The sequence below is a fragment of the Pseudomonas sp. LAMO17WK12:I1 genome, from assembly GCF_900177315.1.
Taxonomy (GTDB): Bacteria; Pseudomonadota; Gammaproteobacteria; order Pseudomonadales; family Pseudomonadaceae; genus Aquipseudomonas; species Aquipseudomonas marginalis.
On record NZ_FWZV01000011.1, the window covers coordinates 277,711 to 292,597 of the forward strand.

The 14,887-nt window shown below is 63.7% G+C and carries 12 protein-coding genes and 1 pseudogene; 4 read left to right on the forward strand and 9 right to left on the reverse strand.

Features of this window, described 5'->3' with window-relative positions; translation table 11 throughout:
- Positions 1-200 precede the first annotated feature (200 nt).
- Complete coding sequence (locus B9N88_RS22015; RefSeq protein ID WP_027606123.1) at positions 201-1,592, forward strand: L-cystine transporter; 1,392 nt, start codon at positions 201-203, stop codon at positions 1,590-1,592.
- A gap of 78 nt (positions 1,593-1,670) precedes the next feature.
- On the opposite strand, the gene B9N88_RS22020 is transcribed toward B9N88_RS22015, so the two are convergent.
- Positions 1,671-2,183 carry a dihydrofolate reductase gene (locus tag B9N88_RS22020; protein WP_027606124.1) on the reverse strand — a complete coding sequence of 171 codons (513 nt, stop codon included), beginning with the start codon at positions 2,181-2,183 and terminating at the stop codon, positions 1,671-1,673.
- A 69-nt stretch (positions 2,184-2,252) separates the two neighbouring features.
- Between B9N88_RS22020 and B9N88_RS22025 the strand changes: the two genes are divergently transcribed.
- A complete protein-coding gene (locus B9N88_RS22025) occupies positions 2,253-3,632 on the forward strand; it encodes a DUF2868 domain-containing protein (protein WP_027606125.1) in 1,380 nt (459 codons plus the stop codon).
- The gene (locus B9N88_RS22030; RefSeq protein ID WP_027606126.1) at positions 3,625-4,992 is read left to right on the forward strand and encodes a DUF3482 domain-containing protein; all 1,368 of its coding nucleotides are present in this window, start codon (positions 3,625-3,627) and stop codon (positions 4,990-4,992) included. Before B9N88_RS22025 ends, B9N88_RS22030 begins: the two co-directional genes overlap by 8 nt.
- On the opposite strand, the gene B9N88_RS22035 is transcribed toward B9N88_RS22030, so the two are convergent.
- From B9N88_RS22035 to B9N88_RS22065, 7 genes are all read right to left on the reverse strand, one after another.
- Positions 4,989-5,543, reverse strand: coding sequence for a phosphonate degradation HD-domain oxygenase (locus tag B9N88_RS22035; RefSeq protein WP_027606127.1), 555 nt, complete (start codon positions 5,541-5,543; stop codon positions 4,989-4,991). The genes B9N88_RS22030 and B9N88_RS22035 overlap by 4 nt on opposite strands.
- The gene (locus B9N88_RS22040; RefSeq protein WP_027606128.1) at positions 5,543-6,676 is read right to left on the reverse strand and encodes a TIGR03364 family FAD-dependent oxidoreductase; all 1,134 of its coding nucleotides are present in this window, start codon (positions 6,674-6,676) and stop codon (positions 5,543-5,545) included. The genes B9N88_RS22035 and B9N88_RS22040 overlap by 1 nt, the downstream gene beginning before the upstream one ends.
- 125 nt (positions 6,677-6,801) lie before the next feature.
- On the reverse strand, positions 6,802-7,824 hold the full coding sequence (locus B9N88_RS22045) for a putative 2-aminoethylphosphonate ABC transporter substrate-binding protein (protein ID WP_027606129.1): 1,023 nt from the start codon (positions 7,822-7,824) through the stop codon (positions 6,802-6,804).
- A gap of 22 nt (positions 7,825-7,846) precedes the next feature.
- The gene (locus tag B9N88_RS22050; protein ID WP_027606130.1) at positions 7,847-9,553 is read right to left on the reverse strand and encodes a putative 2-aminoethylphosphonate ABC transporter permease subunit; all 1,707 of its coding nucleotides are present in this window, start codon (positions 9,551-9,553) and stop codon (positions 7,847-7,849) included.
- Position 9,554: 1 nt separating this feature from the next.
- Complete coding sequence (locus B9N88_RS22055; protein ID WP_027606131.1) at positions 9,555-10,619, reverse strand: putative 2-aminoethylphosphonate ABC transporter ATP-binding protein; 1,065 nt, start codon at positions 10,617-10,619, stop codon at positions 9,555-9,557.
- 246 nt (positions 10,620-10,865) lie between these two features.
- The gene (locus B9N88_RS22060) at positions 10,866-11,729 is read right to left on the reverse strand and encodes a LysR family transcriptional regulator (RefSeq protein ID WP_027606132.1); all 864 of its coding nucleotides are present in this window, start codon (positions 11,727-11,729) and stop codon (positions 10,866-10,868) included.
- A 16-nt stretch (positions 11,730-11,745) separates the two neighbouring features.
- A complete protein-coding gene (locus B9N88_RS22065; protein WP_027606133.1) occupies positions 11,746-13,998 on the reverse strand; it encodes a heavy metal translocating P-type ATPase in 2,253 nt (750 codons plus the stop codon).
- Positions 13,999-14,082: 84 nt separating this feature from the next.
- Between B9N88_RS22065 and cadR the strand changes: the two genes are divergently transcribed.
- Positions 14,083-14,523 carry a Cd(II)/Pb(II)-responsive transcriptional regulator gene (gene cadR / locus B9N88_RS22070; RefSeq protein WP_027606134.1) on the forward strand — a complete coding sequence of 147 codons (441 nt, stop codon included), beginning with the start codon at positions 14,083-14,085 and terminating at the stop codon, positions 14,521-14,523.
- A 138-nt stretch (positions 14,524-14,661) separates the two neighbouring features.
- Here the strand turns inward: cadR and B9N88_RS22075 are convergent.
- A pseudogene (locus B9N88_RS22075) lies at positions 14,662-14,887 on the reverse strand (IS481 family transposase); the annotation flags it as partial.

A 14,887-nucleotide genomic window follows, 5' to 3' on the forward strand; every position in this document is an offset into this window, starting at 1 on the left:
CCCTGTGACAGTTCCCAACGCGAGCACGACGGTGTGCGTCCTGATTCCGTCATGGGCATACGCCGGAGCGTCAGCAGCTTATTCCAAAAACGACAGTCGCCATTCCATATTGGTATTAAATCAATATATTTCAAGCTGTTAGGATTTCCGGTTCGCAATCGCAGGCTCACGCGATTGGCTGCCTTCTCAACGGAGCTTCAATGAATCTGCCCCTGATTCTCAACTTGCTGGTGTTCGTGGCCCTGTTGCTGGGCCTGGCACAAACCCGTCGCACCCACTGGAGCCTCGCCAAGAAGGTTCTGTTCGCCCTGGTCCTCGGTGTAGCGTTCGGTACGGCCTTGCACGCCATTTACGGCGACGGCAACCCCGTGCTCAAAGCCTCCATTGGCTGGTTCGACCTGGTCGGCAACGGCTACGTGCAACTGTTGCAAATGATCGTGATCCCGCTGGTATTCGCCTCGATCCTCAGTGCCGTGGCGCGCCTGCATAACGCCTCGTCCCTGGGCAAGATCAGCTTCCTGACCATCGGTACGCTGCTGTTCACCACCGCGATTGCAGCGCTGATCGGTATCGGCCTGACCAACCTGTTCGGCCTCACCGCCGAAGGCCTGGTGGCCGGCACCCAGGAAATGGCACGCCTGCAAGTGATCCAGAGCGATTACGCCGGCAAGGTCGCCGACCTGAATATCCCGCAGTTGCTGCTCTCGTTCGTGCCGGCCAACCCGTTCGCCGACCTGGCCCGGGCCAAGCCGACGTCGATCATCAGCGTGGTGATTTTCGCCGCCTTCCTTGGGGTTGCCGCGCTGCAACTGCTCAAGGATGACGTGGAAAAAGGCCAGAAGGTGCTCAACGCCATCGACACCCTGCAAGCCTGGGTGATGCGCCTGGTGCGCCTGGTGATGAAGCTGACCCCGTACGGTGTGCTGGCGCTGATGACCAAGGTCGTCGCCGGTTCCAACCTGCAGGACATCATCAAGCTCGGCAGTTTTGTGGTGGTGTCGTACCTGGCCCTGGGCCTGATGTTCGTGGTGCATGGCCTGCTGCTGTCGTTGGCCGGCATCAACCCGCTGCGCTTCTTCCGCAAGGTCTGGCCAGTGCTGACCTTTGCCTTCACCAGCCGCTCCAGCGCGGCGGCCATCCCGCTGAGCATTGAAGCGCAGACCCGCCGCCTGGGCATCCCGCAATCCATCGCCGGCTTCGCCGCCTCGTTTGGCACGACCATCGGCCAGAACGGTTGCGCCGGTCTCTACCCTGCCATGTTGGCGGTGATGGTAGCGCCGACCGTGGGCATCAACCCGCTGGACCCGCTGTGGATCGCGACCCTGGTAGCGATTGTGACCCTCAGTTCGGCCGGTGTGGCGGGGGTGGGCGGCGGCGCGACCTTCGCCGCGTTGATCGTGCTCCCGGCCATGGGCTTGCCGGTGTCACTGGTGGCGCTGCTGATTTCCGTGGAGCCGCTGATCGACATGGGTCGTACGGCGCTGAACGTGAATGGCTCGATGACGGCGGGGGCCATTACCAGCCAGATCATGGGGCAGACGGATAAAGCGTTGTTGGATGCGGATGAGCATGCGGAGTTAGCGCAGGCCTGATAGGCCGCCATCGGGGGCAAGCCCCCTCCCACAGTTGGAATGCACTTCAATGTGGGAGGGGGCTTGCCCCCGATGCTTTTAGGCTTTTTCCCAGACTTCGAAGTTGTAAGCCGGCTTATCACCTTCGGCTGGGTTCGGCAGATTGGAAACCAACTTCCACTGGCTCGCATCAAACGCCGGAAACCACGCATCCCCTTCCGGGCTCAGCGCCACGCGTGTCAGGTACAGGCGATCCGCCTGTTCCAGCCCCTGCGCATACAACTGCGCACCGCCGATGAGCATCAGCTCATCCGCGCCCTGCTCCAGCGCCCAGGCTTCAGCCCGCGCCACGGCGGCATCGAGTGACGGAAAAACTTCCGCACCTTCCAGCGCCAGGTCGGTCTGACGGCTGACCACAATGTTCAAGCGCCCCGGCAGCGGTCGGCCCAGGGAGTCCCAGGTCTTGCGCCCCATGATGATCGGCTTGCCGAGCGTGGTGGCCTTGAAGTATTTGAAATCCCCCGGCAAATGCCAGGGCATGCTGTTGTCGACGCCGATCACGCGGTTTTCACCGAGGGCTGCGATCAGGCTTAAAGGGAGAGTTTTTTTCATGGCGACGAGAATACCAGAGCCACGAACCAGCGGTTATGCTCCAAGCTCACTTGCACGACAGGAAGACGCGTGACCGCACTGACCCCCCTGCACAAACTCTGGCTGACGGAAACCGTGCGCCTGCGTGAAGAACACGCCGGCCCCCTGGAAGACCAGGAAGCCAATCGCCTCGCCCGCACCGCGGGCGGCGACCTGCCGACGCGCATCCAGCAGCGCGCCCTGCACCTGGCCGAGCGCGATGGCCTGACCGCCGCCCTCACGCGCTGGCTGCAAGGCGCACGCCTGGCGCTGGTGCTGCTGGCGGTGGTGGCCGTCATCAGCGGCGCGGGCCTGGCCTTTGCTGCGCTGGGCAACGGCTTGACCCCGGTGAATGTGTTCTGGGCCCTGGGCAGCCTGCTCGGCCTGAACCTGATCCTGCTGTTGAGCTGGGCGTTGGGGCTGTTGTTTGCCGGCGAGCACGGCGCCAGCCTCGGGCGCTTGTGGTTGTGGCTCAGTGAAAAACTGGCGCGCGATGCCAAGGCTGCCCAACTGGCCCCGGCGTTGCTGCTGTTGCTGCAACGGCAGAAACTCAATCGCTGGGCGGTCGGTGTGCTGGTCAACAGCCTGTGGTTGCTGGCGCTGCTCAGCGCGCTGGTGATTCTGCTGACGCTGCTCGCCACCCGCCGTTACGGCTTTGTGTGGGAAACCACCATCCTCGGCGCCGACACCTTCGTCGCCGTGACCCAGGCCCTCGGCACCCTGCCCGCCCTGCTGGGCTTCAACGTACCGACCGTCGAGATGATCCGCGCCAGCGGCGATTCCGCCCTGAACATCGAAAGCGCCCGCCAGGCCTGGGCCGCCTGGCTGGTCGGCGTCTTGCTGGTCTACGGCCTGCTGCCCCGCTTGATCCTCGCCCTGCTGTGCCTCTGGCGCTGGAAACGCGGGCGCGCCGCCTTGCATCTCGACCTCAACCTGCCCGGCTACAGCCCACTGCGCGAACGCCTGATGCCCAGCAGCGAGCGCCTTGGCGTCAACGACGCCGCGCCGGAACAACTGCACCACGTCACCGGAGGCGTCAGTGAGCTGGACAGCGACGGCGCCTTGCTCGTCGCCATCGAACTGGACGATCAACATCCCTGGCCGCCCAAGTTGCCGGCGAAGGTTAAGAACGCCGGCATCCTCGACAGCCGCGAATCGCGCAACAAGCTCCTGGAGCAACTCAGCCGCTTCCCGCCCGCGCGCCTGGCCATCGTCTGCGACCCGCGCCGCTCGCCGGACCGTGGCAGCCTGGCACTGATCGCCGAACTTGCACGCAGCGCCGCCGACACCCGTGTCTGGCTGCTGCAAGCCCCGCCCGGCCAGGCGCTGGATGCCGAGCGCCTGGGCGACTGGCACAGCGCGCTGCAACAACTGGAGCTGCCGTTCGCCGACTGCGCGCCGTTGAACTGGCTGGAGACCGGTCATGACTAAGCCACTGAAACTCGCGGTGGTCGGCCACACCAACGTCGGCAAGACCTCGTTGCTGCGCACCCTCACCCGTGACGTCGGGTTCGGTGAAGTCTCCCATCGCCCCAGCACCACGCGGCATGTCGAAGGCGCGCGCTTGTCGGTCGACGGCGAAGCCTTGCTCGATCTCTATGACACCCCCGGCCTGGAAGATGCCATCGCCCTGCTCGACTACCTGGAACGCCTGGATCGCCCCGGTGAACGCTTGGACGGCCCGGCCCGTCTGGCGCGGTTCCTGGAAGGCAGCGAAGCCCGCCAGCGCTTTGAACAGGAAGCCAAGGTGCTGCGCCAACTGCTGGCCTCGGACGCCGGCCTGTATGTGATCGACGCTCGCGAACCGGTGCTGGCCAAGTACCGTGATGAGCTGCAAGTGCTGGCCAGTTGTGGCAAACCGTTGCTGCCGGTGCTCAACTTCGTCAGCAGCAGCGACCACCGCGAGCCGGACTGGCGTGAAGCCCTGGCACGCCTGGGCCTGCATGCGCTGGTGCGTTTCGACAGCGTCGCGCCGCCGGAAGACGGCGAACGTCGCCTGTATGAAAGTCTCGCCCTGCTGCTGGAAAACGCCCGACCGCAGTTGCAGCGCCTGATCCTCGACCAGGAAGCCCAACGCCAGGCCCGTCAACAGAGTGCCGCGCGGTTGATTGCCGAATTGCTGATCGACTGCGCCGCGTGCCGACGCAGCGTGGTGACTGAAGATGAGCAACAAGCCATCAGCGATTTGCGCAAGGCGGTGCGTCAGCGCGAACAAAAATGCGTGGAGGCCCTGCTCAAGCTGTTCGGCTTCCGCCCGCAGGACGCCGCCGCCAGCGACTTGCCGTTGCTCGACGGCCGTTGGGGGGATGACCTGTTCAACCCGGAAACCCTCAAGCAACTCGGCGTGCGCGTCGGTGGTGGCATCGCTGCAGGCGCAGCGGCCGGAGCCGGTGTGGACCTGCTGGTCGGCGGGCTGACCCTCGGCGCCGCCGCCCTGGCGGGCGCCATCGCCGGTGGCGCGTTGCAGACTGCACGCAGCTACGGCAGCCGCCTGCTGGGCAAGATCAAGGGCCAACGCGAGCTGACCGTGGACGACAGCGTGCTGCGCCTGCTCGCCCTGCGCCAGCGCCAGTTGCTCAAGGCCCTGAACCTGCGCGGCCATGCGGCGATGCACAGCATCAAGGTCGATACGCCCCAGGACAAGACCTGGCGCGAAGGCAAATTGCCGGACGCGTTGCACAAGGCCCGCGCCCACCCGCAGTGGTCGTCCCTCAACCCCCAGGCCAGACTGAGCCAGGCCGAACGCCAGGAACAGGTCGAAGCCCTGGCCCAGCGCCTCGACGAGACTTAAGCCGCCAGCAGCTGCCGGGCCTTGGCCTTGAGCACTTGCAGGTCGAGCACCGGCACGTGCATTTGCTTGGCCTGTTCGTCCCAGTGGCGCAGGCGCAGGCTGACCTGGTACAGCGGGTCTTGTTCAAAGGCGCGGGCCTCCTCGGCCGTCATCACGCCGCCCTGGTAACCGAGGGTGCGGCGGCTGGCTTCGCTCAAGCGTGCGTAGTAGTCCGGCTGGCTGAACGTCAGATAGCGCTTGGCCTGGACGTGGTACTCCACCAGCCTGGCCAGGCGCTCACTGAAGCCTGCACGACGCAAATAATCCGCGCCCAACCGCTCATGGCTGACCACGCCATAACCGCCCATGTTCTCGCCACCCTGGCCGCACAGATGGCCGATATCGTGGAAAAACGCCGCCAGAACCACTTCATCATCGAAGCCTTCGGCCATGGCCAACTGCGCGGCCTGGGACATGTGCTCGATCTGCGACACCGGCTCGCCGATGTAATCCGCCGCGCCGTGCTGCTCGTACAAAGCGAAGATTGTGGCAATCGCCTGTTCCGGGCTCATCACGCCGGCCCCCACAGGGTTGTGATATTGCGCTCGGCCATCGCCGGCCCCACGCTCATGCCCACACCGGTGTGCATCAAGGCGGCGCTCACGCCAGGTGCGGCCTGCACAAATGAAAACGGCGCCGGGCCCCGGGCGCCGTAGACGCCCTGCCAGCGTTCCATTACCTGGATCTTGCAACCCAAGGTCTGTTCGGCCAACTCGATCATCCAGTCATCCACCTGCTCGGCATTGAACGGCGAGGCATCGCTGCCGTAGTCGTGGGAGTCGCCGATGATCAGTTCGCCATGGGGCGTCGGGCTGATCAGCAGGTGAATCCCGTGTGCATGCAGGTGCGGCGCCTCGCGCAGGATTTGTGCCTGTACCGGCGCGGCTTCAGGCAGGTCGGCAAAAGCGCCGTAGTGCACGCAACTGAGGCCGGTGAGCAAGGCGTGTTGCAGGTTGAGGTTGAGTGCAGGCCGGGCGCGCAGCATTTGCAGGCGGCAGATCTGCGGGTTGAGTTCGACGATGGCCTCGGCCAACAGGGTTTGATAATCGTGGCCGGAACAGACGATGACCTGCTCGCCACGAAAGCTGCCCGCCGTGCTGTGCACCTGGCCCGGTTCGACATCGCGCACCAGGGTGGAGAAGTGAAACTCCACACCCAGTTGCTGGCTCAGGTAGTGGATCAGCGCCGGTATCGCCTCGCGCGAATACAGTTGCTGGTCGTCCAGGCCATGCAGCGCGGCGCGGTGATGGCGGAACTGGCCGCCATACAGATCCTTCAGCGCCGCGCCTTGCAACAGGTCGACGTTATAGCCGTGTTCACGCGCGCGGCCGGCGCAGAAGGCTTCCAGCAGATGCTCTTCGGCTTCGGTGCGGGCGAATAGATACGAGCCGTTGCGCTTCAATTGAAGGTCCGCCTCCTGTGCCCAATGCCCCCAGATTTCACGGCTTTGCCGCGCCAGGTCGAGCATCGGCCCCGGCGGCTGCCCGGTGACCAGGGCCTGGCCGAAGTTGCGTACCGAGGCCCCCAGGGGTGTGGCGCTACGCTCGAACACCTTGACCTTGAGCCCGCGCCTGGCGGCGGCGTAGGCGTGGGACAGGCCGAGGATGCCGGCGCCGATGATGAGCAGGTCGCTGTGGTGTGTCATTTAGTGATGTCCTGTTTTCAAGACCGCTATCGGGGGCAAGCCCCCTCCCACATTTCGATTTGTGAATGCAGTCAAGTGTGGGAAGGGGCTTGCTCCCGATGAGGCCAGTAGCCCTGACGAAAACCTTACTGCCCCGCCACCTTCTCCGACTTCCCGTCATAGCGCTTGCGCCACTCAGCCAGGATGCTGTCGCGGTTTTTCGAGGCCCAGCCGAAGTCGTTCTTGATCAAACGCTGCTCGTAGTCGGCCGGCAATTCGGTCTGCGGCTTGGCGATCCCCGGCTGGGCGAGCACGGCGAAGTTGTCCTTGTACAGGTCCATCGCCGCTGTACTGGCGGAGAAGTCGGCGAGCTTTCTGGCGGCGTCCGCATGGGCGGTGCCCTTGATCACGGCGGTGGCTTCGATGTCCCAGCCCAGGCCTTCCTTCGGCAGGATGATGTCCAGCGGCGCGCCCTGGCGCTTCAGCTGCACGGCCGGATACTCAAAGGAAATACCAATCGGGAACTCACCGGAAGCCGCCAGCTTGCACGGCTTGGAACCGGAGTGAACGTACTGGCCGATGTTCTGGTGCAAGTCGTCCATGTACTGCCAGCCCTGCTTCTCGCCGAAGGTTTGCAGCCACGCGCTCACATCCAGGAAGCCGGTGCCGGACGAGGCCGGGTTGGGCATCACGATCTTGCCCTTGTACTCGGGCTTGGTCAGGTCTTGCCAGCTCACCGGCTTGGTCAGGCCCTGTTTCTCGGCTTCGACCGTGTTGAAGCAAATGGTCGCGGCCCACACATCCATGCCAACCCAGGCCGGTGGGTTGGCGGCGTCACGGTAATTCTTGCCGATCTTGTCCAGGTCCTTGGGGGCGTAATTGTCCAGCATGCCCTGCTGATCGAGGATCGCCAGGCTCGACGCGGCCAGGCCCCAGACCACATCGGCCTGCGGGCGGTCTTTTTCGGCCAGCAACTTGGCGGTAATGATGCCGGTGGAGTCGCGGACCCATTTGATCTCGACGTCGGGGTTGGCCAGCTCGAAGGCTTTTTTGTAGGTCTTCAACTGCTCGGCTTCAAGGGCCGTGTACACGGTCAACTCGGTCTTGGCGAAGGCATTCAGGCTGAATGCAGTGAGTACGGCAGCGACCAGCGCCAGGGGTTTGAACATGGAGCACCTCCTTCAGGGATGTTTATTGGCCGGGCGCGATCTGGCGCCAGGCTTGGGAGCGGCGCAAGGCGCCACGTGAAGCCCACGCCAGCAGCAGCGAAACGCTGCCTGAGGTGAACAGGATCAGGGTGGACATGGCCGCCGCGCCGCCCACATTGCCGGCGTCGTCCATGTTCAACACGGCGACGGCGGCGAGGATGGTGTCGGGGCTGTAGAGGAAGATCGCGGCGGACACGGTGGTCATCGCCGACACAAACAGGTAGCGCACGATGTCCAGTAGCGCCGGCAGGCAGATCGGCACCGTGACTTTCAAGTAATGGCGATACAGCGGCGCCTTGAGCGACAGCGCCGCCGCTTCGAACTCGGCGTCCAGCTGGCGCAGCGCGGTGGTGGCGGTCATCTGCGCGGTGGTCAGGTAGTGAGCAATGGTGCACACCACCAGCAGGGTCATGGTGCCGTAGAACACATGCAGCGGGTTGCCGCTCAGGTTGAAAAAGAACACGTAGCCCAGGCCCAGCACCAACCCCGGCACGGCCATCGGCACAAAGCTGAGCATGCGCAGCGCCAGGTTCAGGCCCTGCTGGCCCTTGGTCTTTTCCATCAGGTAGGCGCCGGTAAAGATCAATACGCTGCCGATCAATGCCGTGCACAACGCCAGGGTCAAGCTGTTGCGATAGGCCAGCCAACCGCCGCCGGCCGTGTCTTCGAACTGGTAGTGGCTGAGCGACAGCGACAGGTTGTACGGCCAGAACTTCACCAGCGAGGAGTACACCGCCATGCCGAACACCAGCAGCAACACGGCACTGATGAGCAGCACGATGAGCAGGTAGCAGCCATCCCGTAAACGCGACGGCGCCGGCTGGAAGACCTGGGCGCGGCCACTCATGGCCTCGCCATGGCGACGGCGCAACCAGGCGTCGACGCCAAAGCTGAACAGCGCCGGCAGCAGCAACACCATGCCGATCAACGCACCGCGACCGAACTGTTGCTGGCCGACCACCGCCTTGTAGGCTTCCAGCGCCAGCACCTGGTAATCCCCGCCCACCACCACGGGCACGCCGAAATCCGTGATGGTCAAGGTGAACACCAGGCAAAACGCGGCAAATACCGCCTGGCGCGTGGCCGGCCAGGTGATGCTGCGAAACGCCCGGGCAGGACTGGCGCCCATGCTCGAGGCCGCATCGAACAAGCGCGCATCGGCCAACGACAGCGCCGACAGCAAAATCATCAGGGCATGTGGGAAGGTGTAGATCACTTCACCGAGGACAATGCCCCAGAAGCCGTAGATGTTGTCCGAGAGCAGCCCGCGCAACAGGCCCTGGTTACCGAACAGGTAGACCAGTGCAATCCCCGGCAGCATCGACGGCGCCATCAGCGGCAGCAGCGACATACCGCGCCAGATGGCCTTGCCGGGAATCAACGTGCGTTGCAGGGCGTAGGCAAACAGGTAGGCCAGCGGTACGACAATGGCCGCCACGCTGAGGGAGACTTTCAGGCTATTGCCCAGCAGCCAGTGGAAGTTGGCGCTGGTGAGCAACTCCCGTGCGGCGACCAGGCCACCGCCCTGCCCGGCCTCGCTGCTGAAACCGCGCCAGAAGATCGCCAGCAGTGGCAGTAATACGGCGATGCCCAGCAGCACCAGCCAGAGCAGTTTGCCGCCGACCACGAAAATACGGTCGCCGGTTTCGGCGCGTGACGCTTGACGCGCCAGAGTCAAGACAGCGGCCATCTCAGGCAAACACCTGCAGGCTGCGCGGCGGCAAGGCAACCCAGATATCCTGGGCGCCCAGGCACGGCATGGCCTCCGGTGCCAGCTCGGCAAGCAGCGGATGGCCGGGCAGCTGCTCCAGCTCAAAGCTCATGCGGCAGCGGTTGCCGAGGAAAGTGATCTCGCGGACCTTGGCCGGGAACAGGTTCTCCTCATGCACCGACGGGTTGACGCTGATCGCTTCCGGGCGGCAGAACAGCCGGCCGGACCTGGCCACGCCGGCGTCCTCGGCCAGGCGCATGTTCATCCCGCCGACCTGGGCATGGCTGGCACTGTTGCGACTGAACGGCAGCCAGTTGCCCTGGCCGACAAACTCCGCCACAAACGGCGTGGCCGGGCGGTCGTAGATTTCCTGGGGCGTAGCGTATTGCTCGACCTTGCCGTTGTTCATCACGGCAATGCGGTCGGCCATCAACATGGCTTCGTCCTGGTTGTGGGTGACCATCAGGGTGGTGATACCGAGGCGCCGCTGCAGCTGGCGCAGCTCGGTGCACAGATGCTCGCGCACGCGGGCGTCGAGGGCCGACATCGGCTCATCCAGCAACAGCAATGACGGCGCCGGTGCCAGGGCACGGGCCAGGGCGACCCGCTGCTGTTGGCCGCCGGAGAGTTGGCCGGGGTATTTCTTTTCACTGCCAAGCAGCCCCACCAGCTCAAGCATCTGGCCGACGCGCTGGCGCACTTCATCGCGACCGCTGCCGGTGAGGCCGTAGCCGATGTTCGCTTCGACGGTGAGATTGGGAAACAGCGCGTAGGACTGGAACAGAATGCCGTAGTCGCGAGCCTGGGGCGGCAGCAGGGAAACATCGCGGTCACCCAGGTAAAGTTCGCCGCTGTCCTGGCGTTCCAGGCCGGCAATGCAGCGCAGCAACGTGGTCTTGCCGCAACCGGAAGGGCCGAGCAGGCACACCAGCTCGCCGGCAGCCACGTCCAGGGACACATTGTCCAACGCCGTAAAGGCGCCGAAGCGTTTCTGGATACCGCGCACGTTCATCGGCGCGCCGGGTTGGGTCAGGGCTGTGTTCATGGTGGCACCTCATCAAACTGATGAAGGCCATGCTAGGCAGGCAATGCGTCGCTCTTATGGCAGGAAGGCAAAAGGCGGCGATAGTGGTATTCGCAGATTTGTGTAGGACGCTTAGCGGTGGGCTGCCTGGTCTACCGCAGTCGGGAGCAAGCCCCCTCCCACACTTGACCGAGTTCCAACATGGAAATGCAGTCACCTGTGGGAGGGGGCTTGCTCCCGATTGGTCCCCAAAGCCACTACAAGGCTTTAGATCGGCGACATTTCCTGCGCCAACCCCAGAAACGCCGCCGGCAGACGAGCGCCTTTTCTTTCCTTGAGGCAGTACAGGTACTCGGGAATCTGCGGCGCATGCTCGAGGGTCAGCACCTTCAGCTGCGGGTCATGGGGCACTTCCTGGCGGGCGATGATGCTGATGCCGATATTGCGCAGCACCGCTTCACGGATCGATTCACGGCTGCCGATTTCCAGCAGCGGCCCGTAACTGACGCCCGCACCCTGCAGCATCTCTTCCGTCAGCCGTCGCGTGGTGGAGCCCGCTTCACGCATCAACAACGTATGCCCGGCCAAGGCACTGAGGGGCACATGGTCGAGCTTGGCCAGTGGATGGTTGCGGTGTACCGCCAGCACCAACGGGTCGGTGCCCAGTACACGACGGATCAGACGCGGGTCTTCGAGCAACTGTGAGGACGCAGCGACATCGACGCGGTAGTCATCCAAGGCTTCAAGCACCTGCTGGGAGTTGCCGATTTCCACCGACACCTCCACCTGCGGCAGGCGTTCGCGAAAGGCTTTGACCAGGTCGAGGATGTAGTACGGCGCCGTGGCGGCAATCCTCAGTGCGCCCTGGACCTGGCCGCTGTTGCGCAGGAAAAACTCGATATCCGCCTCCTGCTGCAACAGCGTCTTGACCATCGGCAGCAGGCGCGCGCCCTCGTCGCTGACAGTCAGGCGGCGCCCGCCACGGTAGAACAGCTCGACGCCGTACTGGCTTTCCAGGTTGCGAATCTGGGTGGTAACAGTGGGCTGGCTCAGGCCGAGTTTTTTCGCCGCCTGGGTAATACTGCCCAGGCGGGCGACCATAAAAAACGCCTTCAACTCGGCACTCAGCACACCACCCTCTCATCCTCTATTTGCGCAACAGGCGCAGGCCATTGAACACCACCAGCAGGGCCACGCCCATGTCGGCGAACACCGCCATCCACATGGTCGCCATGCCCAGGAACGTGACCACCAGGAAGATCGCCTTGATCACCAGGGCCAGGGTGATGTTCTGCTTGAGGATACTCGACGTTTGCCGCGACAAACGAATGAATGCCGGAATCTTGCGCAAATCATCGTCCATCAAGGCCACGTCGGCCGTCTCGATAGCGGTGTCGGTACCTGCCGCAGCCATCGCAAAGCCAATCTCGGCGCGGGCCAGGGCCGGGGCGTCGTTGATGCCATCGCCGACCATGCCCACCCGGTGGCCTTGGCCGTAGAGGGTTTCGATGGCGTGCAGCTTGTCGGTGGGCAACAGGTCGCCCTGGGCCTGATCGATGCCGACCTTGGCCGCAATCGCCTGGGCGGTGTGGGTGTTGTCGCCGGTGAGCATCAAGGTCTTGATGCCCAGCTCATGCAGTTGCTGGATGGCTTCGCGGCTGCTGTCCTTGACCGTATCGGCCACGGCGAACAGCGCCAGCGGGCCGGACTTGTCGAGCAACAGCACCACGGACTTGCCCTGTTTTTCCAGGGCGAACAGCTTTTCTTCCAGCTCCGGCGAACACAGGCCAAGGTCTTCCACCAGGCGGTGGTTGCCCAAGTGGTAGGTCTGGCCATTGATATCGCCGCGCACACCGCGCCCGGCCAGGGCTTCGAAGTTATCCACAACGTGCACCGGCAGGTTTTTATCCACAGCCGCGTTGGCAATCGCCAGGGACACCGGGTGATCGGAGCGCGCGGCCAAACTGGCGGCCAGGGCCGGGGCGCTGTCTTCGACAGTGGTGAACAGTGCCAGGTAATCGGTTTGCACCGGCTTGCCGTGGGTGATGGTGCCGGTCTTGTCGAGGGCCAGGTAGTCAAGCTTGTAACCGCCCTCCAGGTACACACCGCCCTTGATCAGGATGCCTTTGCGCGCCGCAGCCGCCAGGCCGCTGACAATGGTCACCGGGGTGGAGATCACCAGCGCGCACGGGCACGCCACTACCAGCAGCACCAGGGCGCGGTAGATCCAGTCGAACCAGGCGCCGGCCATGAACAGCGGCGGGATTACGGCCACGCCCAAGGCGAACAGGAACACGGCCGGGGTGTAGATTTTCGAGAAGCTGTCGACGAACCGCTGGGTCGGTGCCCGCGCGCCCTGGGCCTGCTCCACCGCATGGATGATGCGGGCCAGGGTGGAGTTGTTGGCAGCCGCCGTGACCTTGTACTCCAGGGAACCGGCCTGGTTGATGGTGCCGGCGAAGACCTTATCGCCGACGGTCTTTTCAATCGGCAGGCTTTCACCGGTGATCGGCGCCTGGTCGATGGTGGACTGGCCGGCGGTGACCTCACCGTCAAGGCCGATACGCTCGCCGGGTTTTACCCGCACGATTGCGTCCAGCTCAATGCTCTTGACCTCCATTTCAACCCAGCTTCCATCAGCCTGCCGAACCGTGGCCTGTTCCGGTGTCATCTGCATCAAGCCACTGATGGCATTGCGCGCACGGTCCAGGGACTTGGCCTCGATCAGCTCGGCCACGGTAAACAGGAACATCACCATGGCCGCTTCCGGCCACTGGCCGATCAGGACCGCGCCAGTGACCGCGATGCTCATCAGGGCGTTGATGTTCAGGTTGAGGTTTTTCAGGGCGATCCAGCCCTTCTTGTAAGTGGTGAGGCCGCCGCTGAGGATCGACACCAGCGCTACCAGCGCAATCACCCAAGTGGGCGCGGCATTGCTGAAGTGCAGTACTTCGGCGCCCAACGCGCCCACACCGGACAACGCCAGCGGCCACCAATGCTTCTTGGCGGGCAGCTCGGCGGCCGGGGTGCCCTCCACGATCGGATCGGCCTGCATACCCAGGGATTTGATCGCTTCGATGATCGGCGCGGTACTCGGCAGGTCATGGGTAACGCCGAGGATGCGGTTGATCAGGTTGAATTCCAGCTGCTGCACACCGGCCAGCTTGCCCAGTTTGTTCTGGATCAGCGTCTGCTCGGTGGGGCAGTCCATGGCTTCGATGCGGAAGGTACTCAGGCGCGAGCCGGCGGTGGGCGCCTCGCTCAACTGCACCAACGCAGGCGCGGGCGTGCCGGAACAGCAGGAACCGCCATGGCCGTGATCGTGCACGGGGGTGAGTTTCTTCGGCCCATGATCGTGGTCATGGTCGTGTTTGTGCGGGGTGTGAATGGAGTCGCTCATCAGGTCGCGTCCGTAAGGTGCCTGTTGCCAAGTAAAGACCCTGTAGCCACTATAGGGTCAAGCACCCATTTGGAGATTGCTGTAATGAAGATCGGCGAACTGGCCAAACTGACCGACTGTCCGGTGGAAACCATCCGTTATTACGAGAAGGAAGGCCTGCTGCCACCCCCGGCACGCACCGAAGCCAACTACCGCGTGTACACCCAGGCGCACACCGAGCGGCTGATCTTCATCCGCAACTGCCGCAGCCTCGACATGACCCTGGAAGAGATCCGCAGCCTGCTCGGGCTACGGGACAGCCCCCAGGACCAGTGTGAAAACGTGAATGCGTTGATCGACGAGCATATCCACCATGTAAAAGCGCGGATTGACGGGCTGCTGGCGTTGCAGGAGCAGTTGCTGGACCTGCGCCAACGCTGTGGCGGTGGGGACCACTGTGGGATTTTGCAGCGACTGGAGGTCAACGGCGGTGTGGCCGCCAGCGAGGCCGAGCCCTCACATGTGGGCAGAAGCCACGGGCATTAACTCAAGCGAACACGGTTTAAATGTGGGAGGGGGCTTGCCCCCGATGGCGGTGTGTCAGTCATTTTTCACTTAACTGATCCACCGCCATCGGGGTGTAGAACCGTAGACATCGTTTACATCTGAAACCGGGGACATCGTTTACACATTTGAGGCCTGGACGCGGGTCATACCTCGTCCAAGCCTCCCCAAGGGATAATCACACAGGTACAAATCCCAAGCATCATCTTCAGCTTCTTTGAGCCCTATCCTTTCCCCGGACAGCGCCTCGCTGATAAATACCAACTTGCCGTTCCACTTGATCGATCCGTCCTGCCTGACGCTTCGAACTTTCATTTCTGCCGGATATTCCACATCGGGCAAGCAC

Coding starts and splice junctions, on each gene's coding strand:
- B9N88_RS22015 (WP_027606123.1), top strand. CDS start 201: ATGAATCTGCCCCTGATTCTCAACTTGCTGGTGTTCGTGGCCCTGTTG.
- B9N88_RS22020 (WP_027606124.1), bottom strand. CDS start 2,183: ATGAAAAAAACTCTCCCTTTAAGCCTGATCGCAGCCCTCGGTGAAAAC.
- B9N88_RS22030 (WP_027606126.1), top strand. CDS start 3,625: ATGACTAAGCCACTGAAACTCGCGGTGGTCGGCCACACCAACGTCGGC.
- B9N88_RS22035 (WP_027606127.1), bottom strand. CDS start 5,543: ATGAGCCCGGAACAGGCGATTGCCACAATCTTCGCTTTGTACGAGCAG.
- B9N88_RS22040 (WP_027606128.1), bottom strand. CDS start 6,676: ATGACACACCACAGCGACCTGCTCATCATCGGCGCCGGCATCCTCGGC.
- B9N88_RS22045 (WP_027606129.1), bottom strand. CDS start 7,824: ATGTTCAAACCCCTGGCGCTGGTCGCTGCCGTACTCACTGCATTCAGC.
- B9N88_RS22050 (WP_027606130.1), bottom strand. CDS start 9,553: ATGGCCGCTGTCTTGACTCTGGCGCGTCAAGCGTCACGCGCCGAAACC.
- B9N88_RS22055 (WP_027606131.1), bottom strand. CDS start 10,619: ATGAACACAGCCCTGACCCAACCCGGCGCGCCGATGAACGTGCGCGGT.
- B9N88_RS22065 (WP_027606133.1), bottom strand. CDS start 13,998: ATGAGCGACTCCATTCACACCCCGCACAAACACGACCATGACCACGAT.
- cadR (WP_027606134.1), top strand. CDS start 14,083: ATGAAGATCGGCGAACTGGCCAAACTGACCGACTGTCCGGTGGAAACC.